General features: G+C 63.7%; 19 protein-coding genes. 9 read left to right on the top strand and 10 right to left on the bottom strand.

Annotated features, from left to right (window positions below; genetic code table 11):
- Positions 1 to 11: 11 nt before the first annotated feature.
- The 7 genes from VI26_RS18595 to VI26_RS18565 form a co-directional block, all read right to left on the bottom strand.
- Positions 12 to 818, bottom strand: coding sequence for a phosphatidate cytidylyltransferase (locus tag VI26_RS18595; protein ID WP_048411254.1), 807 nt, complete (start codon positions 816 to 818; stop codon positions 12 to 14).
- Between the two features lie 3 nt (positions 819 to 821).
- Positions 822 to 1,577, bottom strand: coding sequence for an isoprenyl transferase (locus VI26_RS18590; protein WP_048411253.1), 756 nt, complete (start codon positions 1,575 to 1,577; stop codon positions 822 to 824).
- A gap of 13 nt (positions 1,578 to 1,590) precedes the next feature.
- Positions 1,591 to 2,148, bottom strand: a complete 558-nt coding sequence (gene frr, locus VI26_RS18585) for a ribosome recycling factor (RefSeq protein ID WP_048411252.1) — start codon at positions 2,146 to 2,148, stop codon at positions 1,591 to 1,593.
- A gap of 76 nt (positions 2,149 to 2,224) precedes the next feature.
- A complete protein-coding gene (gene pyrH / locus VI26_RS18580; protein WP_048411251.1) occupies positions 2,225 to 2,944 on the bottom strand; it encodes a UMP kinase in 720 nt (239 codons plus the stop codon).
- Positions 2,945 to 3,037: 93 nt separating this feature from the next.
- The gene (gene tsf, locus VI26_RS18575; RefSeq protein WP_048411250.1) at positions 3,038 to 3,904 is read right to left on the bottom strand and encodes a translation elongation factor Ts; all 867 of its coding nucleotides are present in this window, start codon (positions 3,902 to 3,904) and stop codon (positions 3,038 to 3,040) included.
- A gap of 71 nt (positions 3,905 to 3,975) precedes the next feature.
- Positions 3,976 to 4,704, bottom strand: a complete 729-nt coding sequence (rpsB, locus tag VI26_RS18570; RefSeq protein ID WP_048411249.1) for a 30S ribosomal protein S2 — start codon at positions 4,702 to 4,704, stop codon at positions 3,976 to 3,978.
- 145 nt (positions 4,705 to 4,849) lie between these two features.
- Positions 4,850 to 5,041 carry a hypothetical protein gene (locus tag VI26_RS18565; protein WP_053074513.1) on the bottom strand — a complete coding sequence of 64 codons (192 nt, stop codon included), beginning with the start codon at positions 5,039 to 5,041 and terminating at the stop codon, positions 4,850 to 4,852.
- A 115-nt stretch (positions 5,042 to 5,156) separates the two neighbouring features.
- Between VI26_RS18565 and VI26_RS18560 the strand changes: the two genes are divergently transcribed.
- The gene (locus VI26_RS18560; RefSeq protein WP_048411248.1) at positions 5,157 to 6,194 is read left to right on the top strand and encodes a nitronate monooxygenase family protein; all 1,038 of its coding nucleotides are present in this window, start codon (positions 5,157 to 5,159) and stop codon (positions 6,192 to 6,194) included.
- 118 nt (positions 6,195 to 6,312) lie between these two features.
- On the opposite strand, the gene typA is transcribed toward VI26_RS18560, so the two are convergent.
- Positions 6,313 to 8,133: a translational GTPase TypA gene (gene typA, locus VI26_RS18555; RefSeq protein WP_048411247.1), complete on the bottom strand. Its 1,821-nt coding sequence runs from the start codon at positions 8,131 to 8,133 to the stop codon at positions 6,313 to 6,315.
- 142 nt (positions 8,134 to 8,275) lie between these two features.
- On the opposite strand from typA, the gene VI26_RS18550 reads away from it, so the two are divergent.
- Positions 8,276 to 9,151, top strand: coding sequence for a hypothetical protein (locus VI26_RS18550; protein WP_048411246.1), 876 nt, complete (start codon positions 8,276 to 8,278; stop codon positions 9,149 to 9,151).
- 120 nt (positions 9,152 to 9,271) lie between these two features.
- Positions 9,272 to 10,579, top strand: coding sequence for a hypothetical protein (locus tag VI26_RS18545; RefSeq protein WP_048411245.1), 1,308 nt, complete (start codon positions 9,272 to 9,274; stop codon positions 10,577 to 10,579).
- A gap of 63 nt (positions 10,580 to 10,642) precedes the next feature.
- On the opposite strand, the gene VI26_RS18540 is transcribed toward VI26_RS18545, so the two are convergent.
- Positions 10,643 to 11,629, bottom strand: a complete 987-nt coding sequence (locus VI26_RS18540) for an NAD(P)H-quinone oxidoreductase (RefSeq protein ID WP_048411244.1) — start codon at positions 11,627 to 11,629, stop codon at positions 10,643 to 10,645.
- Between the two features lie 167 nt (positions 11,630 to 11,796).
- On the opposite strand from VI26_RS18540, the gene VI26_RS18535 reads away from it, so the two are divergent.
- The 6 genes from VI26_RS18535 to efp all read left to right on the top strand — a co-directional run bounded on the left by VI26_RS18535 (position 11,797) and on the right by efp (position 18,828).
- Positions 11,797 to 12,462 (top strand): 7-cyano-7-deazaguanine/7-aminomethyl-7-deazaguanine transporter, encoded by a 666-nt coding sequence (locus tag VI26_RS18535; protein ID WP_048411243.1) that lies wholly within the window; start codon positions 11,797 to 11,799, stop codon positions 12,460 to 12,462.
- Positions 12,463 to 12,570: 108 nt separating this feature from the next.
- Complete coding sequence (locus VI26_RS18530) at positions 12,571 to 15,006, top strand: heavy metal translocating P-type ATPase (RefSeq protein ID WP_048411242.1); 2,436 nt, start codon at positions 12,571 to 12,573, stop codon at positions 15,004 to 15,006.
- Positions 15,006 to 15,182 (top strand): cbb3-type cytochrome oxidase assembly protein CcoS, encoded by a 177-nt coding sequence (ccoS, locus tag VI26_RS18525; RefSeq protein ID WP_048411241.1) that lies wholly within the window; start codon positions 15,006 to 15,008, stop codon positions 15,180 to 15,182. Before VI26_RS18530 ends, ccoS begins: the two co-directional genes overlap by 1 nt.
- Before the next feature lie 226 nt (positions 15,183 to 15,408).
- Positions 15,409 to 16,710, top strand: a complete 1,302-nt coding sequence (locus VI26_RS18520) for a NupC/NupG family nucleoside CNT transporter (RefSeq protein ID WP_048411281.1) — start codon at positions 15,409 to 15,411, stop codon at positions 16,708 to 16,710.
- Positions 16,711 to 17,056: 346 nt separating this feature from the next.
- On the top strand, positions 17,057 to 18,202 hold the full coding sequence (gene earP / locus VI26_RS18515) for an elongation factor P maturation arginine rhamnosyltransferase EarP (RefSeq protein ID WP_048411240.1): 1,146 nt from the start codon (positions 17,057 to 17,059) through the stop codon (positions 18,200 to 18,202).
- A 62-nt stretch (positions 18,203 to 18,264) separates the two neighbouring features.
- Entirely contained in the window at positions 18,265 to 18,828 is a 564-nt protein-coding gene (gene efp, locus VI26_RS18510) for an elongation factor P (RefSeq protein ID WP_048411239.1), read from the top strand.
- Between the two features lie 83 nt (positions 18,829 to 18,911).
- On the opposite strand, the gene VI26_RS18505 is transcribed toward efp, so the two are convergent.
- Entirely contained in the window at positions 18,912 to 19,844 is a 933-nt protein-coding gene (locus VI26_RS18505) for an alpha/beta fold hydrolase (RefSeq protein ID WP_048411238.1), read from the bottom strand.
- Positions 19,845 to 19,990 lie beyond the last annotated feature (146 nt).

Below are 19,990 nucleotides of genomic sequence, written 5' to 3'. Positions count from 1 at the left end.
GTTTCCTGCGGTTACATGCCGCCCAGAGCGCGCAGCGCGTTGCTGACGGCGAGGACGGCGATAAGACTGTCGATACGGTCGTACACGCCGCCGTGACCGGGCAGCAAGCTGCTGCTGTCCTTGATGCCCGCCGCGCGCTTGAACCAGGATTCCAGCAGATCGCCCATCACGCTGACCGCGGTCAGCGGCAAGGCCAGCAGCAATAGCGCCCAAGTCGGCAGGCTGATGTCTATCCAACCCAGATGATCGACCAGCGCCACGTACAGCGCCACGCAGATCACGCCACCGTACACGCCTTCCCAGCTTTTACCCGGGCTGATCGACGGCGCCAGCTTGCGCCGGCCAAAGGCCTTGCCGGAGAAATAAGCGGCGATGTCCGCCACCCACACCAGGCCCATCACCGCCAGCAGCGCGAAAGCGTCGGCGGCGCCAGGCTGCGGCCGCCATTCCAGGAAGGCGAACCAGGCCGGCAGCATCAGCAGCCAGCCCAGCAGCCAGGCCATCGGCCCTTGGCGGATGCGCCAGCGCTTGGCCAGCCAGCACGGCACCAGCAGCAGCCAGAACGCCAGCGTCAGCGCATGCTCGACCGGGCCCAGCCGATAATGGCTAAACCAGGCCGCAGCGGCCAGGCCGCTGCTGACGGCCAGATACAGCCATTTACCGGCGCCGGCCATGCCGGCCATGCGGCTGAACTCCCACAAGGCCAGGATGATGATCAGCCAGGAGAAGCCGGCCCAGGCCTCGGCCGGAAACAGGAACAGCGCCGCCAGCATCAAGGGCAGCAAGACCAGAGCGGTCAGTACGCGTGTCAGCAGCATGGCTTAGCGCCCATCCCGGCGCAGATGCTCCGGCAATTGTTCGCTGGTGCGGCCAAAGCGGCGTTCGCGGCATTGATAGGAATCGATCGCCGTTTCCAGCGCCGCGCGGTCGAAATCCGGCCACAAGGTCTCGGTGAAGTAGAGCTCGGAATAAGCCAGCTGCCACAACAGGAAGTTGCTGATGCGCTGTTCGCCGCCGGTGCGGATGAACAGGTCCGGCTCCGGCGCCCACGGCATCGACAGACGCTGGCTCAGCGCCTCTTCGTCGATCTCGGTGACGCCCTCGGCGATCAGGCCGTTGACCGCGTTGAGAATGTCCCAGCGGCCGCCGTAGTCGGCAGCGATGTTCAAGGCCAGGCCGTCGTTGCCGGCGGTCTTGTCCTCGGCGCGGCGGATGCGCTCCTGCAAATCGGCGCTGAAGCGCTCGCGCGAGCCCAATACCCGCAAGCGGATATTATTGCTGTGCAGCTTGCTGACCTCGTGTTCCAGCGCGCGGATGAACAGGTCCATCAAAAAGCTGACCTCGTCCTGCGGGCGCCGCCAGTTCTCGGTGGAAAACGCGAACAGGGTCAGGCATTCGACGCCCAGCTCCTTGCAGGCTCCAACGATCTCGCGCACGGTGTCCAGACCACGCTTGTGGCCTGCCACGCGCGGCAGAAAGCGCTTTTTGGCCCAACGGCCGTTGCCATCCATGATGATGGCGATGTGCCGCGGCACGGAGCGCACCTCCGGCACATCCTTGGTAGAGCTTGCAAACAAGGTACGGCGCTCCTTAGACGGCCATCAGGTCAGCTTCCTTGGCGGCCAGGGCCTTGTCGATTTCGACGGTGTATTTGTCGGTCAGCTTCTGGATCTCATCCTGGCCGCGACGCTCGTCGTCCTCGGTGATGGCCTTGTCTTTGAGCAGGTTCTTGAATTCGTTGTTGGCGTCGCGGCGGATATTGCGCACGGCCACGCGCGCGCCCTCGGCCTCGCCACGCACCACTTTGATCAGATCCTTGCGGCGCTCTTCGGTCAGCATCGGCATCGGCACGCGGATGATTTCGCCCATGGAGGCCGGGTTCAGGCCCAGGTCGGAATCACGGATCGCTTTTTCGATCTTGGCCAGCATCGGCTTTTCCCAAGGCTGCACGCCAATGGTGCGCGCGTCCACCAGGGTAACGTTGGCCACTTGGCTTACCGGCACGTCGCTGCCATAGTAGTCCACCATGACATGATCAAGAATGCCGGTATGGGCGCGGCCGGTGCGCACTTTGCTCAGGTCGGTCTTGAATGCTTCCAGCGACTTCTGCATTTTCTGCTCGGCCGATTTCTTGATGTCGTTAATCATGTCCACTCCAAATCGAAACTTAAAAAGACAAGGCGAAAACGGCCATTGCCGCTTTCGCCTTCAGCAATTTTCAAACTCAGCAGTGTACCAGCGTGCCTTCGTCTTCGCCAAGCACGACCCGAGTCAGCGCGCCGCTCTTGAAGATGCTGAACACCTTGATGTTCAGGTTCTGGTCGCGGCACAAGGCGAAGGCGGTGGCGTCCATCACCTTCAGATTGCGCGAGATCGCCTCGTCGAAGGTCAGGGTCTGGTAGCGCACCGCGTCCGGGTTCTTCTTCGGATCATCGGTGTACACGCCGTCCACCTTGGTGGCTTTCAGCATGATGTCCACGTTCATTTCCATGCCGCGCAGCGCCGCGGCGGTGTCGGTGGTGAAGAAGGGATTGCCGGTGCCGGCGGCGAAGATCACCACCTTGCCCTCTTCCAGATATTGCATCGCCTTGCCGCGCACATAGGGCTCGGCGATTTGCTGCATGGTCAGAGCCGACTGCACGCGAGCGATCAACCCAGCCTTGGTCATCGCGTCCTTCAACGCCAGCGCGTTCATCACCGTCGCCATCATGCCCATGTAGTCCGCGGTGGCGCGGTCCATGCCCGCGGCCGCCGGCGCGACGCCGCGGAAGATGTTGCCGCCGCCGATCACCACGCCCACTTCCACGCCAAGCTCCACGACTTCCTTGATCTGACCGACGATCTGCTCGATCGTGGCACGGTTGATGCCGTAGCTGTCATCGCCCATCAGGGCCTCGCCGGAAAGTTTCAGCAGGATGCGTTTATAGGCAGGAACTTGGCTCATGGTAACCTCTGGTTTGGCTGGATATTCGGTTTTCAGTTTGCAAAACGGCACCCTGCAGGCAGGGTGCCGTCAATACGTCTCGCGACTGGGTGCTTACAGCTTGGCGGCTGCGGCCACTTCAGCGGCGTAGTCTACTACTTTCTTCTCAATGCCTTCGCCCACTACGAACATGGCGAACGCCTTGACCGAGGCTTTCTTCTCGGCCAGCAGTTTTTCCACGGTCAGGTCCGGGTTCTTGACGAAAGGCTGGCCCATCAGGGTCACTTCGGCCAGGAATTTGTTCACGCGGCCTTCAACCATCTTGGCGACGATATCGGCCGGCTTGCCGGATTCGGCGGCCTGAGCGGTGTAGATCTTGCGCTCTTGTTCCAGGATGTCGGCGGAAACCTGATCCTTGGACACGCAGATCGGCTTGGAAGCGGCGATGTGCATGGCCACGTCCTTGCCCACTTGCTCTTCGCCGGCGAAATCGACGATCACGCCGATCTTGGCGCCGTGCAGGTAGGTGGCGATCGCGCCTTCGGTCTGGTAGCGAACGAAGCGACGGATGGTCATGTTCTCGCCCAACTTGGCGATGGCGGCCTTGCGGATGTCTTCAACGGACTGACCGTCGATTTCCACGGCGGACAGCGCTTCCACGTCGGCCGGGTTGGCTACGACCACAGCCTTGGCGGCGGCGGCGGCCAGGGCCAGGAAGGTCGGGTCCTTGGCAACGAAGTCGGTTTCGCAGTTCACTTCCACCAGGGCGCCAACGCCGCCTTCAACGAAGGAACCGATGATGCCTTCGGCAGCCACGCGGCCAGCCATTTTGGAAGCCTTGTTGCCGGACTTGATGCGCAGGATTTCTTCAGCCTTGGCGGCGTCGCCTTCGGCTTCCACCAGGGCTTTCTTGCACTCCATCATGCCGAGGCCGGTAGCCGCGCGCAGATCCGAAACCATTTTTGCGGTAATGTCCGCCATACTTCTCACTCCTGAATGATTTTGATTACGTGGGTCTAAAAAAAGGGGCTTGCGCCCCCTTTTTCGTCTGCTTACTCGGCTTGAGCCGATTCAGCAGCCACGATCTCTTGCAGAGACTGGGCGCGGCCTTCCAGCACCGCGTCGGCCATGCCGCGAGCGTACAGGCGGATGGCGCGGCTGGAGTCGTCGTTGCCCGGGATCACGTAATCGATGCCGTCCGGGGTGTTGTTGGTATCAACAACGCCGATAACCGGGATACCCAGTTTCTTGGCTTCGACGATGGTACCTTTCTGGTAGCCAGTGTCGATAACGAAGATGGCGTCCGGCAGGCCCTTCATATCCTTGATGCCGCCCAGCGAACGCTCCAGCTTGTCGACTTCGCGTTGCAGGTCCAGCAGTTCTTTCTTGTTGTAACCGGTATCGCCGGCGGATTCCAGGATGGCGCGCTTTTCTTCAAGACGCTTGATCGACTGCTTCACGGTCTTGTAGTTGGTCAGCATGCCGCCCAGCCAGCGGTGGTCAACAAACGGCATGCCGCAACGGGCAGCTTCTTCACGTACGATCTCACGAGCCTGACGCTTGGTGCCCACGAACATGATGGAACCTTTGTTGGCGGCCAGACGACGCACATATTCCTGAGCTTCCACGAACAGCGGCAGAGTCTTTTCCAGGTTGATGATGTGAATCTTGTTGCGGCTGCCGAAGATGTACTTGGCCATCTTCGGGTTCCAGAAGCGGGTTTGGTGGCCGAAGTGAACGCCGGCCTCAAGCATTTGACGCATGGTAACGTTGGTGGACATGCAAAAACTCCTTAAAGGGTTAAGCCTCCATCCGCGCAGACAACCTCGAAGCGAGGCACCCTTTGGCGCGGATGTGCGTAATAGATGATTTTCCCCCGCCAGTATGGCAAGGGACGCGGGATTCTAGCACCGGACGCCGATTCGCTCAAGCCTCCTCGCGCGCGGCGCGGGCTTTTTCACGCTGCAGGCGCAGTTTGCGCCGCGTCATCCGCGCAACAAAAAAGGTGGGCAACACCCCCAGGAAAAACAAGGTGGACAGCGAAGCCAGCACGCTGTGCTGCGCCACCGCCAGCATCAGCACCACGTAGAGCCAGCCCAGCAACACGATCAGCAGCATATTTAAACAATCGTTTGAATTTTCCGGCAAAGCCGACAACAATGACAGCGCCGGGTCAAACCCATTGCGCCCGCCAACCTCAGACCGACTGACATTGTAAAGCGAGCCTCGCCCCATGCAAACCGCCATCACCCGCCTGCTCGGCATCCAGCGCCCGCTGATCTGCCCCGGCATGAGCTATATCGCCACCCCGGAACTGGTCGCCGCCGTCGGCAACGCCGGCGGCCTCGGCATACTCGCCACTGGACCGCTGACGCCGGAGCAGACGCGACAAGCGATACGCCGCGTGCGCGAGCTGAGCGACACCCCCTTCGGCGTCGGCTGCACACTGATGATGCCGGGCGCCAAGGAAAACGCCATGGTCGCGCTGGAAGAGCGCGTGCCGGTAATCAACTTTTCCCTGGGCAAGGGCGATTGGCTGATTGAGCGCGCCCACGCCTACGGCGGCAAGGTCATCGCCACCGTGGTGACGGAGAAGCACGCGCGCTCGGCGCAGGCGTCCGGCGCCGACGCCCTGCTGGTCACCGGCCACGAGGCCGCCGCCCACGGCGGCGCCGTCACTTCTCTGACACTCATCCCGGCCATCCGCAAGGCCTGCGAGCTGCCCATCATCGCCGCTGGCGGTTTTGCCGACGGCCGAGGCCTGATCGCCGCGCTGGCGCTGGGCGCCGATGCGGTGGCCATGGGCACGCGACTGGCGATGAGCCGCGAAAGCCCAGTGCATCAGCGCACCAAGGAGATGATTCGCCAACGCGGCGTGGCCGACACCTTGTATTCCAAGAATTTCGACGGCCTGTGGTGCCGGGTGATGGACACCCCAGCCGCACGCCAGGCCACGCGCAAGCCACTGGGCCTGCTCGCCGCCGCCTGGCGCGCCAGCGCCGCCGCGCGCAAGCTGGGCATGCCCATCGCCAAAGTGGTGTTGGGCGGTCTGCTGAGCCAGCCGCAGGCCTTGCGTCAGCTGGCGCAATTCGGCGCCGCCACCGAGTCCATCCGTCTGGCGATAGAGGACGGCGACCTCGACAAGGGCGTGCAGCTGATCGGCCAGGCCCAGGGCTTGATCGACGACGCACCCAGCGTGGCCGAGCTGTTCGAACGCATCCTGGCCGAGGCGGACGCCTGTCGGCGACGGCTGAACGCCTTAAGCGACTAAGAGCCTGCTCAATGCCCGCCGCGCCCCGTGAAGCGCCGCACGGCGAGCACAAACTCCAAGACATAAAAAAACCGCCGCCCCATCAAGGGTACGGCGGTTTTTGCCAGGCCTGCGTCGATCAGGACGCGGCGTTGGCCTTGGCCATCTTGCGGCGATCCGATTCGTTCAGGTAACGCTTGCGGATGCGGATGGACTTCGGCGTGATTTCCACCAGCTCGTCATCATCGATGAATTCAACGGCGGATTCCAGCGTCAGCTTGATCGGCGTGGTCAGACGCACGGCTTCGTCGGTGCCGGAGGCGCGCACGTTGGTCAGCTGCTTGCCCTTGACCGGGTTCACCACCAGGTCGTTGTCGCGGCTGTGAATGCCGATGATCATGCCTTCGTACAGCTTCTCGCCCGGAGCCACGAACATGCGGCCGCGGTCTTCCAGCTTCCACAGCGCGTAAGCCACCGCTTCGCCGTTCTCCTGCGAGATCAGCACGCCGTTGTGACGGCCCGGCATGTCCGGCTTGACCGGAGCGTAGTCGTCGAACACATGGCTCATCAGGCCGGTGCCGCGGGTCATGGTCATGAAGTCGGACTGGAAGCCGATCAGGCCGCGCGCCGGAATATGGTATTCCAGGCGGGTACGGCCATTGCCGTCGGATTCCATATTGGTCAGCTCGCCACGGCGACGACCGATTTCTTCCATCACGCCACCCTGGTGATCATCTTCCAGGTCGATGGTCAGGTTCTCGTACGGCTCGCACTTCTGACCGTCGATTTCCTTGAACACCACGCGCGGCTTGGCCACGGCCATTTCAAAGCCTTCGCGACGCATGTTTTCCAGTAGAATGGTCAGGTGCAATTCACCACGACCGGACACACGGAACACGTCGGAGTCGCCGGTGTCTTCCACGCGCAGCGCCACATTGGTCAGCAGTTCCTTGGTCAGACGGTCGCGGATTTGACGCGAGGTCACGAACTTGCCTTCGGTGCCGGCCAGCGGCGAGGAGTTCACCATGAAGTCCATGGTCAGCGTCGGCTCGTCCACGGACAGCATCGGCAGGCCTACCGGCTGCTCCTTGTCGCAGATGGTCACGCCGATGCCGATGTCTTCCAGGCCGGAGATGATGATGATGTCGCCTGCTTCGGCTTCTTCAACCGGCACGCGGTCCAGACCCTGGTAACCCAGCACCTGGTTGATGCGGCCCGTGGCCACTTGATCGTCGTGGTTCATCACCACCACTTGCTGACCCGGCTTGATGCGGCCGTTCAGCACGCGACCCACGCCCAGGCGGCCAGTATAGGTGGAGTAGTCCAGAGCGGAAATCTGCAGCTGTAGCGGCGCGTCGGCGCTGCCCGGCGGGGTCGGCACGTGCTTGAGCACGGTGTCGAACAGCGGGCGCATATTGTCGGAAACCTCTTCCAGCTCCAGCTTGGCGAAGCCGTTCAGGCCGGAAGCGTAGATGATGGGGAAGTCCAGCTGTTCGTCAGTCGCGCCCAGCTTGTCGAACAGGTCGAAAGTCTGATCCACCACCCAGTCCGGACGCGCGCCCGGACGGTCCACCTTGTTGATCACCACGATCGGGCGCAGACCCAGCGCCAGCGCTTTCTTGGTAACGAAACGGGTTTGCGGCATCGGGCCTTCTACGGCGTCCACCAGCAGCAGCACGCCATCCACCATGCCCAACACGCGCTCAACTTCGCCGCCGAAGTCGGCGTGTCCCGGAGTGTCGACGATATTGATGTGCACGCCTTCGTATTCGATGGCGGTGTTCTTGGCCAGAATGGTAATGCCGCGTTCTTTTTCAAGATCGTTGCTGTCCATTACACGCTCGTCCACTTGCTGGTTCTCGCGGAAGGTGCCGGATTGGCGCAGCAATTGGTCTACAAGCGTGGTCTTGCCATGGTCGACGTGGGCGATGATGGCGATATTGCGAATTTGTCGGGTCATTTTAGGAAGGAGGATGGATACAGAAAAATCGCTGGATAATAGCACAAAAAACTGTCCATACCAAAAATTCCAGCGGGCGACAAGCGCTGGGCTTTTGCGTACACTGCGCGACAAACTGATTTTCGACTGAAGGAAATGCGCGATGTACGACTGGAACGCCTTATGGCATGAACACGAGGCCTATCGCACCGGCTACGCCGTTCAGCACAACGATGCCAACCAACTGGCCGACGCGCTGTCCGCCCAGCTGATCAAGCCGGCCGCGGACATCGACGACGTGGCCGTCTACGACAGCGGCGACCGCTACCTGCTGGCCGGCCACCAGGACGGCTTGCAATTGCTGGAGATCGCCAAGCACAGCCTGTTCGACATCACACTGCGCTTCGTCACCGATGACGAAGACCAGGACATCGCCCCGCCCTATGTCGAGATCCACGTCGACAACCTGGCCACCGAGGAACAGGCGGTCTGGCGCGCCGCGGTCAGCCGCGACGAGGAAGGCCGGATCTGGGTGGGCAAACGCTCGCTGGACGAGAACGTGATTCCGGCCATGCCCTTCGACGAGCTGTCCTTCACCGACAACGCCCGCTTCCGCGAAGAACTGGCCCGGGTCTGGCATGAAGACCTGCCGCAATTGAAGCCGGCACTGGAGGCGTGGTTCCAGCACGGCGCGCTAAGCGCCCCGGACGAGGAGCCGGCCCATTACGGCGACGCCGCGCGGGTACAGCAGATCTGCGACCGCTACGCCGAGATCGTGCGCCGCGAGCAGGCGCTGCTGTCGCGCCAGTTCAGCGATCCGGAACTGCACCTGATCGCCCAGGTACTAAAAGGCGTGCGCTTCGACGATGCCGCCGCCTGCCGCGGTGTGTGGCTGGCGGTGGAGGCGCGCATCATCGAGGAAGAACTGGACCAGCAATGGAAAGTGGACGGCGAAAAACTCCTGGCCAAGATGAAGGCGCTCAGCTACGCGCAGGAAGTGGCCTTGATAGAAGCGCTGTCGCCGCTGGCGTCCAACTGAACACCTAGAACCGGATCGCGGGTAGAATGCCCCCGAATTCGAGCAATCACTCCAACGCATTCAAGTGGCCGGCCCCGCCATCACGCGCCGCGCCGGCCCACATCGAGAAAGAGTAAAGACATGGCTCAAACCAGCGCCCTGAGACAGCTTCCGCAAAGCACCCTGTTCCGCCCCGGCGACGTCTTCGTCCTGTTCGGCGAACTGTTCGGCCGCGGCTACGCCAACGGCCTGATCAATGAAGCGCGCAAGGCCGGCATGGACATCATCGGCATGACCGTGGGCCGCCGCGACGAGAACAACCAGCTGCGCCCGCTGAACCAGGAAGAACTGGCCGCGGCCGAAGCCAACCTTGGCGGCCGCGTGATCAATGTGCCGCTGATGGCCGGCTTCGACCAGGACGGCGCGCCGACGCCGACCGAGCTGCTGGCCTCCCTGACACTGAAAAGCTGGCAGGACGACAAGCTGGACTGGGAACACATCGAACAATGCCGCCGCATCGGCGTGCAGCGCTTCAAGGACGGCGTCGCCCAGGCGATGGCGCAGCTGGACGGCATGATAGCCGACGGCCGCAATGTGTTCTTCGCCCACACCATGGCCGGCGGCATTCCCAAGGCCAAGGTGTTCCTGGCCATCGCCAACCGCGTCTACAAGGGCCGCGGCGAGCGCTTCCTGTCCACCCAGGCGCTGCTGGACAGCGATCTGGGCAAGCTGATCCTGCAAAACTTCGACGAAGTCACCGCCAACACTTTCCAGCATCTGATCGACGGCAGCGCCGCGCTGCGCGGCCGGCTGGAAGCCGCCGGCGGCCAGGTGCGCTACACCGCCTACGGCTACCACGGCACCGAGATCCTGATCGACGGCGACTACCAGTGGCAAACCTACACCAACTACACCCAGGGCTACGCCAAGATGCGGCTGGAAAACGTCGCCCGCGCCGCCTGGGAGCAAGGAGTCAAGGCCACGGTGTTCAACTGCCCGGAAATCCGCACCAACTCCTCGGACATCTTCGTCGGCGTGGAGCTGCCGCTGCTGGCGCTGCTGCGCGCGCTGAAGCGCGAGGACGGCGGCGCCTGGGCCGACGCGCAATGGCAGGCCTGCGCCGCGCTGCTGCAGGACGGCCACACGCTGGAAGAGGTGCTGGAGAAGATAGACGCGCTCAATAGCGGCGAGGTGATGCGCGGCTTCCGCAATTTCGAAGCCTGGCCGATGCCGAACAGTCCGGAGCTAGCCGAAGTGATGATAGGCACCTCCGACGCCATCGTGGACCTGCACCAGGACAAGAAGGCCTTGATCACCGACCACCTGAGCAGCCTGGTGATCGACGCCACCGGCCCGCTGATGTTCCACGAAGCCGCCGCTCCGGCCGGCCCGGTGCTGTGGCTGAACCATGACATCATCGCGCGCCAGCTGAACCGGATGCATGCTTAAAACCACCTCGGCCGATGGCTGACAAAGCGGCGCGCCCATTCGGGCGCGCTTTTTTTTAAGGTGTCACCCAGCCAGCACCGGAAACAGCGTCAACACCACCTTGCCCAGATTGCGATTGGCCTCGACATAGGCGTGCGCGTCGCCCACCTGAGCCAAGGGGTAGCTGGAATCCAGCGTCAGGCGCAGCCTGCCCTGCTCCAGCGCCGGCAAGATCCGGGTTTCCAAAGCCCGCGCCAAGCGCGCCTTCACTTCCAGCGGCTGCGGTCGCAACGTGGAGCCGATCAGCGTGATGCGCTTCATCAGCAGCGCGCCCAGGTTCAGTTCCGCCTTGGCGCCGCCAAGCAGGCCGATATTGACCAGCCGCCCATCCGGCTTCAAGGCCGCCAGATTGTCGCCCAGATAGCTGGCGCCCACCGGGTCCAGCACCACGTCGGCGCCCCCCCAGTCCTTGACCATGGGACCAAAGGCCGGCGTCTGCCGATAGTTGAACACCTGGGTCGCGCCCAGCTCGCGGCAAAACGCCGCCTTTTCCTCGCTGCCCACGCTGGCGAAAGCCTGAGCGCCCAACAGACCGGCCAGTTGGATCGCCGCCGCGCCGACGCCGCTGGCGCCGGCATGCACCAGCACGGTCTCTCCGGCCTGCAAGCCGGCTTTTTCCACCAGATTGAACCAGGCCGTCATCCAGGCCTCGGGCAGGCTGGCCGCCTCCACCCAGGACAGCCAGTCCGGCTTGGCGATGGCCAAGGCCTCGTCCAGCAGCGCGTATTCGGCGTAAGCTCCACCGCCGATCAGGCCGAACACCGCGTCGCCGGGTCTAAAGCGCGAATCCGCGTCCGCCTCCTCCACCACGCCCGCCACTTCCAGGCCCAGAATCGGGCTGGCGCCCGGCGGCGGCGGATAATGCCCGGCGCGCTGCGCCAGGTCGGCGCGGTTGATGCCCGCCGCCATCACCCGCAACAGCAATTGCCCGCCGCCGCGAGCCGGCGGCGCGATCTCGTCCAAACTCAAAGTATCGACTCCGCCCGGAGCCGATTGCACGACTGCCAACATACCCCCTCCTTTCGCTCTCAAGCGACTGATTAGCAATACGAAAGCCCTTTGCCAAGGCGGACAAGGACGAGTATCATTTCCGCCCTCGCCTTGATCCGCAACGCCGGACCGGGCAAACCGATCAGCACTGGGTTCCCTCACCCCCATTCAACAAAAAGGCCGACATTATGTTTAGCTTTACCCGCCAACAGCGGCTGTCCGCGCTGCTGTGGCTGTCCTTGTTCCACATCGCCATCATCGCGTCCAGCAATTACCTGGTGCAATTGCCCATCACCGTGTTCGGCTTCCACACCACCTGGGGCGCGTTCACCTTTCCCTTTATTTTCCTGGCCACCGATCTGACCGTGCGCGTATTCGGCGCGCCGTTGGCCCGTCGCATCATTTTCGCGGCGATGCTGCCGGCGCTGGCGATCTCCTACCTGGTCTCCACCCTGTTCTATCAGGGCGCCTGGCAAGGCGCGTCGGCCCTGACCAGCTTCAATCTCTTCGTCGCCCGCATCGCCGTCGCCAGCTTCGCCGCCTATGCGCTGGGCCAGATTCTGGACGTGCAGGTGTTCAACCGCCTGCGCCAGCTGAAAACCTGGTGGATCGCCCCCGCCTCGGCGATGCTGTTCGGCAATATCAGCGACACGCTGGCCTTCTTCTTCATCGCCTTCTACCAGAGCAGCGATCCCTTCATGGCCGCCAACTGGGTGGAGATCGCGCTGGTGGACTACAGCTTCAAGCTGCTGATCTGCCTGCTGTTCTTCCTGCCCATGTACGGCGTGATCCTGAACCGCATCCTCAAGCAGCTGAGCTTGCGCGGCGTGGAACCTCGATTGCATGCCGCTTAAACGACTCCAACCCCGGACCGGACGCCCCCAATAAATGGGGGCTGGCGCGGCCTATTCCAACAAGCTAGCGCAAGCCAAACGCGGCCGGATTGATTACAATCGGCCATCATGAGTGAAAACTGCTTCCACTGCGGCCTGCCGGTGCCGCCCGACGTCCAGTTCCCGGTCAAATACCGCGAAGTCGACCAGCCCACCTGTTGCGCCGGCTGCCAAGCGGTGGCGGCCACCATCATCCAGTCCGGCCTGTCCGATTACTATCAGCACCGCACCGAGGGCGCGCGCCAGGCCGAACCGGTGCCGCTCGAGCTGCTGGAGCAGATCAAACTCTACGATTCCGACGAGCTGCAACGCAGCTTCGTGCGCTTCGAGGCCGAAAACCTGCGCGAGGCCTCGCTGATGCTGGAAGGCATCACCTGCGCCGCCTGCGTCTGGCTCAACGAGCAGCACATCCGCCAATTGCCCGGCATCGTCAGCGTCGACATCAACTACAGCAATCACCGCGCCCGCGTGCGCTGGGACAATAGCCGGATCCAGCTGTCCGCCATCCTGGAAGCGGTCAGCGCCATCGGCTATCGCGCCCACCCCTACGACGCCGAACGCCAGGAAGCGCTGAACCAGAAAGAGCGCAAGCAGGCGATCAACCGCCTGTGGGCGGCCGGCCTGTCCATGATGCAGGTGATGATGTACGCGGTGCCCATCTACCTGGCGCCGGACGGCGAGATTTCGCCGGACTTCCTGTGGCTGCTGCACTGGTCCAGCTTCATCCTGACGCTGCCGGTGGTGCTCTACTCCGCCGTGCCCTTCTACCGCGCCACCTGGCGCGACCTCAAGACCCGGCGCGTGGGCATGGACACCCCGGTGACCATAGGCATTCTCACCGCCTTCTTGTCCAGTTTCTGGGCGCTGATCAACAAAGTGGAGCACGGCGTCTATTTCGACTCGGTGTCGATGTTCGTGTTCCTGCTGCTGGGCGGCCGTTATCTGGAAGGCGTCGCCCGGCGCAAGGCCGGCGAAGCCACCGAAAGCCTGGTCAAGCTGATCCCGGCCTTCGCCCACCGCCTGGCCGGCTGGCCGGCCAGCCGTCAAAGCGAGGAAACCACGGTGGCGCAGCTGCGTCCCGGCGACGTGATCCTGATCAAGCCCGGCGAGACCATTCCCGCCGACGGCGTGGTGCTGGACGGCCACAGCGCCAGCAATGAGGCGCTGCTGACCGGCGAGAGCCGTCCGGTCAGCAAGGAGGTCGGCGCCGCGGTGATCGCCGGCAGCGTCAACGCCGCCAGCCCGCTGGTGGTGCGAGTGGACCAGACCGGCCAGGACACCCGGCTGGCCGGCATCGTGCGGCTGCTGGACCAGGCGCTGGCGGAGAAACCCCGGCTGGCAGTGATCGCCGACCGCTTCGCCAGCTGGTTCGTCGCCCTGCTGCTGCTGGCCGCCGCCGGCACTTATATCGGCTGGCATTACATCGAACCGGACCGCGCGCTGTGGATCATGGTGGCGGTGCTGGTGATTTCCTGTCCCTGCGCGCTGTCGCTGGCCACCCCGGCGGCCTTGACCGCCGCCTCCGGCCACCTGGCGGCGCTGGGCGTGCTGACCACCCGCGGCCACGCGCTGGAAACCCTACCCAAGATCAGCGATGTGGTGTTCGACAAGACCGGCACCCTGACCCACGGCGATATGAGGCTGCTGGACAGCTGGACCGCCCCCGGCCGCGACGCGGCGGCGGCGCTGGCGACGGCGGCGGCGCTGGAACAGGGTTCGGAACACCCGGTGGCGCGCGCGCTGCTGGCCGCCGCCGGCGATGGCCCGCACCAGGCGGCGGACACGCTGCGCAACCATCCCGGCCAGGGCGTGACCGGCCAGCTGGATGGCCATGCCTGGCGGATAGGTTCGCCGGAATTCATCGCCGCCCAATTGGGCGACTGCCCGTTGCCCGCCGTCGACTGGCACGGCGACAAGACCTTGATCGCGCTGGCGGACGAAACCGAACTGGTGGCGCTGTTCGCCATCGGAGACGCGGTGCGCGCCGACGCGGCGCCGCTATTGCGCCAACTGAAACAGCGCGGCCTGCGCGTGCACCTGCTCAGCGGCGACGGCGCCGGCGCGGTGGCCAGCCTGGCGCGCCAATTGGACATCGACGCCCACATCGCCCGCGCCGCGCCGGAAGACAAGCTGGCCTACGTCGGCCAGCTGCAAGCCGCCGGCAAGCGCGTGCTGATGGTGGGCGACGGCATCAACGACGCGCCGGTATTGGCCAAGGCCGACGTGTCCATCGCCATGGGCGGCGGCACCGACGTGGCGCGCGCCAGCGGCGACATGGTGCTGATAGGCGATAAGCTGGGCCTGATCGCCAGCGCCTTCGAACTGTCGCGCAAGACCTTGTCTGTGATTCGTCAAAACTTGTGGTGGGCCGCCGCTTACAATATCGTGGCGCTGCCCTTGGCCATCACCGGCCATGTCACGCCGTGGATCGCCAGCCTGGGCATGGCGTCCAGCTCTCTCATCGTAGTCGGCAACGCCCTCCGGCTGGTCAAACGGAAATCCTGATGGAAAGCTTGTATCTGCTCATCCCGCTCAGCCTGGTGCTGGCCTTCGTCATCGGCGGCATTTTCTGGTGGGCCACCCGCAATGGCCAGTTCGACGACATGGAAGGCCCGGCCCACCGCATCCTGATGGACGACGACAAGCCCAAGGACGGCGACGCCGACGCGCGCCGCGACTGAAACTCCCGCCAGCCGGAGCCCTCGCGCTCCGGCCCCTCCTCCCGCCCCATCCAAACTGAATAAAATCAAGAACAAAGCGTCACAATCGCTTTTGTTTTCCGGTTTTTGCTGTAAAATCGCGCACCTTGAGCAATATTAGCTAATCATCATCTAATTATCGTTGGATCCGCCTTGTCCGGCGCAGCGCCGGCCTGTCAACTTCCGCATCTTCATCTCAGGGTTGTTCGTGAATACCATACAAGCTCTCATCGGCATGCTGTTCCTGCTCGGCACCGCATACGCGCTTTCCACCAATCGCAAGGCCATCAACTGGCGCATCGTGCTGATCGGCCTGATCATGCAAAGCACGCTGTTCCTGGTCATCAACTATGTGCCCGCCGCGCGCGCGGTGTTCGAAGCCTTCGGCTCCGGCTTCGCCAAAGTGCTGACCTTCTCCGGCGAAGGCGCCAGCTTCGTGTTCGGCGACCTGGCCAAACCCAGCGGCAGCATGGGCTTCTTGTTCGCCTTCATGGTGCTGCCGGTGATCATCTTCTTCTCCGCCTTCAGCGCCCTGCTCTACCATCTGGGCATCCTGCAGCGCGTGGTGGCCGGCATGGCCTGGGTGATGAAGCGCAGCATGGGGCTGTCCGGTCCGGAAAGCCTGACCGTGGCCGGCAACATCTTCCTCGGCCAGACCGAGGCGCCGCTGCTGATCCGCCCCTATATCCAGCACATGACCCGTTCCGAGCTGGCTTGCGTGATGATCGCCGGCATGTCCACGCTGGCCGGCGGCGTGCTGGCCGCCTACGTCGCCTTCCTCGGCGGCAGCAATCCGGCGGAGCAGGCCAAGTTCGCCACCTATCTGCTGATGGCCTCCTTCATGAACGCGCCGGCGGCCGCGGTGTTCGCCAAGATCATCTATCCGGAAACCGACCGCGACCACGCCTCCGGCGACAAGCTGGACTACAGCCAGGACGACGATCAGGGCAGCTTCATCAACGCCATCGTCAACGGCGCGATGTCCGGCATGAAAATGGCCGCCGCGGTGGCCACCATCATCCTGGCCATCGTCTCCATGATCGCGCTGGCCAACTTCGTGGTGAAGGACGGCATCGGCGCCGCGCTGGGCGTCAACGAAATGATCAAGGCCTCCACCAACGGCGTGTTCGACGGCCTGACGCTGCAATACCTGTTTGGCCAGGCCTTCCGCGTGTTCGCCTTCATGATGGGCGTGAGCTGGCACGAAACCCTGGAAGTGGGCAGCCTGCTGGGCCAGAAGATCGTGGTCAACGAGTTCATCTCCTACCTGGACCTGGCCAAGATGAAGGCCGCCGGCACCCTGTCACCGCAGGCCATCCTGATCTCCACCTTCGCGCTATCCAGCTTCTCCAACTTCAGCTCGGTGGGCATCTGCGTCGCCGGCATCGGCGCGCTGGCGCCGTCGCGGCAGAAGGAACTGGCCCAGATCGGCATGCGCGCGCTGGCCGCCGCGGTGATGGCGGGTTTCATGACCGCGACCACGGCCGGCCTGTGGATGTCGATTTTCTAAGAGCCTGCTCAAAGTCTGCTGCGCTTCGGCGATACGGCGTTGAAAACGAGCTCAAAATGCTCATGTACCACCTGTACATTCCGCTTTTTCGCTCGTTTTCGCCTTGTCTCGCTCTTGCTCGCGAGACTTTGAACAGGTTCTAAAAACAATCGCCGCGCACAAAACGCCTGATACTGCATTGCGCCGACTTGCCATACCACTTGTACTGTCTGCGTCGGCGCGCCTTGTCTCAGGCGTTTGTCCGCGGCGTCTTAATCTTTATGCAACCCCGCGCTCCGGCGCGGGGTTTTTCATGAACCCGCGGCGGCGTGCTAAGCTGCCGCCATTTTCACGCGCGGCACCGTCAATGGAACGTAAAAACTGGGACATCTTCTGCGCCGTGGTCGACAACTACGGCGACATCGGCGTCGCCTGGCGGCTGGCGCGCCGGCTCGCCCATGACTTCGGCCTGGAAGTGCGGCTGTGGGTGGACGACCTGGCCAGCTTCGCCCGCATCCTGCCGGAGCTGGACCCGGCGCTGCCGGCCCAGCGCCTGGCCGACATCGACATCCGCCACTGGCCGGCGGACGGCCCGCCCGCGGATACCGTGCCCGCCGAGGTGGTAATCGAGGCCTTTGGCTGCCGGCTGCCGGAACGCTTTGAACAGGCGATGGCCGCCAAGGCGCTCAAGCCGGTGTGGATCAATCTGGAATACCTGTCGGCGGAAGACTGGACCCGCGGCTGCCACCGCCAGCCCTCGCCGCATCCGCGGCTGCCGCTGACCAAGCATTTCTTCTTCCCCGGCTTCGAGGCCGACACCGGCGGCCTGATCTGCGAGCAAGGCCTGCTCGATACCCGCCGCCAGTGGCAGGACGACGCGCTGGCGCGCCGCGCCTACTGGCAGCTGCTGGAACTGCCCGAGCCGGCCGCGGACGAGTGGCGGGTCAGCCTGTTCGCCTATGAAAACCCGGCCGTTACCAGCCTGCTGGCCACCTGGGCGCTGGGCGAGCGTCCGGTCACCTGCCTGGTGCCGGAGGGCAAGGCGCTGCCCGACGTCGCGCGCGTGTTCGGCCACCCGCTGCGCGCCGGCATGCTGGCGCGCCAGGGTCCGCTGACGGTCAAGGTGCTGCCGATGACTGACCAGGACAGCTACGACCTGCTGTTGTGGTCCTGCGACCTCAACCTGGTGCGCGGCGAAGACAGCTTCGTGCGCGCGCAATGGGCCGGCCGGCCGTTGCTGTGGCATATCTACCCGCAGGACGACGCAGCCCACCTGGCCAAGCTTGATGCCTTTTTGTCACAGTACGGCGCGGCGCTGCCGAATCCAGCGGCGCAAGCGCTGAGCGCCGCCAGCCATGCGTGGAACCACGGTGCCGACATGGCGACCGCGTGGACGGAATTGGCCGCATGGCTGCCGGTTTGGCGCGAGCATGCCGTGGCTTGGCCGGAAAAATTGCTGGCCGATGGCGATCTGGGCGACAGACTGCTGCACTTTGTCCGGGAAATCGGCTAGAATACGCCGTTTTTCGGAAACCTTTTTTTCCGACTTCAATCAAGAGTTTGGGACTTTTAGTAATGAAAACCGCACAAGAACTCCGCGCCGGCAACGTATTCATGGTAGGCAGCGACCCGATGGTCGTGCAGAAGGCTGAATTCAGCAAATCCGGCCGCAACGCCTCCGTTGTGAAAATGAAGATGAAGAACCTGTTGACCGGCGCCGGCAGCGAAGCCGTATACCGCGCCGACGACAAGTTCGACGTCATCGTGCTGGACCGCAAGGACTGCACCTACTCCTACTTCGCTGATCCGATGTACGTGTTCATGGACACCGAATTCAATCAGTACGAAGTGGAAGCCGACAACCTGGGCGACACGCTGAACTTCATCGTCGACGGCATGGAAGAAGTGTGCCAAGTGACCTTCTACGACGGCAAGGCCATCTCGGTTGAACTGCCGACCACCGTGATCCGCGAAGTGGAATACACCGAACCGGCCGTGCGCGGCGACACCTCCGGCAAAGTGCTGAAGCCGGCGCGCCTGGTGGGCACCACCTTCGAAGTTCAGGTTCCGGCCTTCGTCAACACCGGCGAAAAGATCGAAATCGACACCCGCACCAACGAATTCAAGAAGCGCGCCTAAGCGCCCTCTTGCTTCGCAGTGCCCAAAGCCGCCCGGCGCCATGCGCCGCGCGGCTTTTGTTTTGAGCGGCGCCGGACGACGCCTCAGCGTCCGGCCGCGGCGAGCGCCTCGTCCTGCCCCGCCGGCAAGGCCCGCCGCCGCGCGAATTCCAGCCACAGCGCGGCGACGCGGCGCGGCTGCTCCAGCATCGGCAGATGACCCACCTGCTCCAGTATCTGCTTTTCGCTGCCGGCGATGGCGGCGGCGAAGCAATCCGCGTCCTCCACGTGCAGGATGCGGTCCTCGCGCCCCCAAACGATCAGCGTCGGCGCCTGGATGCTCGCCAACAAGGGCCGCTGATCCACGCTGTCGAACAGGTCATCGAAAATTTTGCGCTCCACCTCGACGCGCTCCGCCTTGCGCGCCGCCGCCACCTCGATGGCGAAGCCGGGCACTCGCGGCGGCTGGTACATCGCCCAGTCCAGCATTGCCCGCACCCCTTCCGCGCTCGTCATGTCCAGCATCGGGTTTTCACCGCTACGCTGCCACAGCTCGGCCATTTCACTGGCGCTGACGCCAGCGCCGGCGGCGTTGAGCAAGGTCAGGCTGGCCACCGCCCGCGGATAGCGCGCAGCGAAGTTGGCGGCGATGGCGCCGCCCATGGAGTTGCCGATCAAATGGACATGCTCCGCGCCCCAAACCGCCAGAAAGGCGCGCAAGCGATCCGCCTGCGCCTCCACCCGGTAGCTGATGTCCAGGCCGGACATGCTGTCGCCGTGGCCGGGCAAATCCGGCACGATCAGCCGGAAGGTCTTTGGCAGGCAGCGCGCCAGCATCGCCCAGTGGTCCTTTTCCGCGCCAAAGCCATGCAGCAACACCAGCACCGGCGCACCAACCGGCGCCGCGCGCTCCAGCCAGCTTAACTCGCCCTGCTCCAGGCTGCGCCGCCGCGGCCTCAGCCCGGCCCAGCGCCGTTGCTGACGCACGCCCCAGTCAAACAACCATTGCTTGCCATTCCAGATCCAGCGTCGCCACATTGCAGCCTCCTTGGAAAACCATCGATGGTGAATAGTGCTTAGAGCCTGTTCAAAGTCTCGCGAGCAAGAGCGAGACAAGGCGAAAACGAGCGAAAAAGCGGAATGTACACGTGATACATGAGCATTTTGAGCTTGGTTTCAACGCC

The organism is Chromobacterium sp. LK1, assembly GCF_001043555.1.
GTDB classification, from domain to species: Bacteria; Pseudomonadota; Gammaproteobacteria; order Burkholderiales; family Chromobacteriaceae; genus Chromobacterium; species Chromobacterium aquaticum.
Note: the sequence above shows the minus strand (reverse complement) of the source record. Positions and strands in the feature narration are given on the sequence as shown.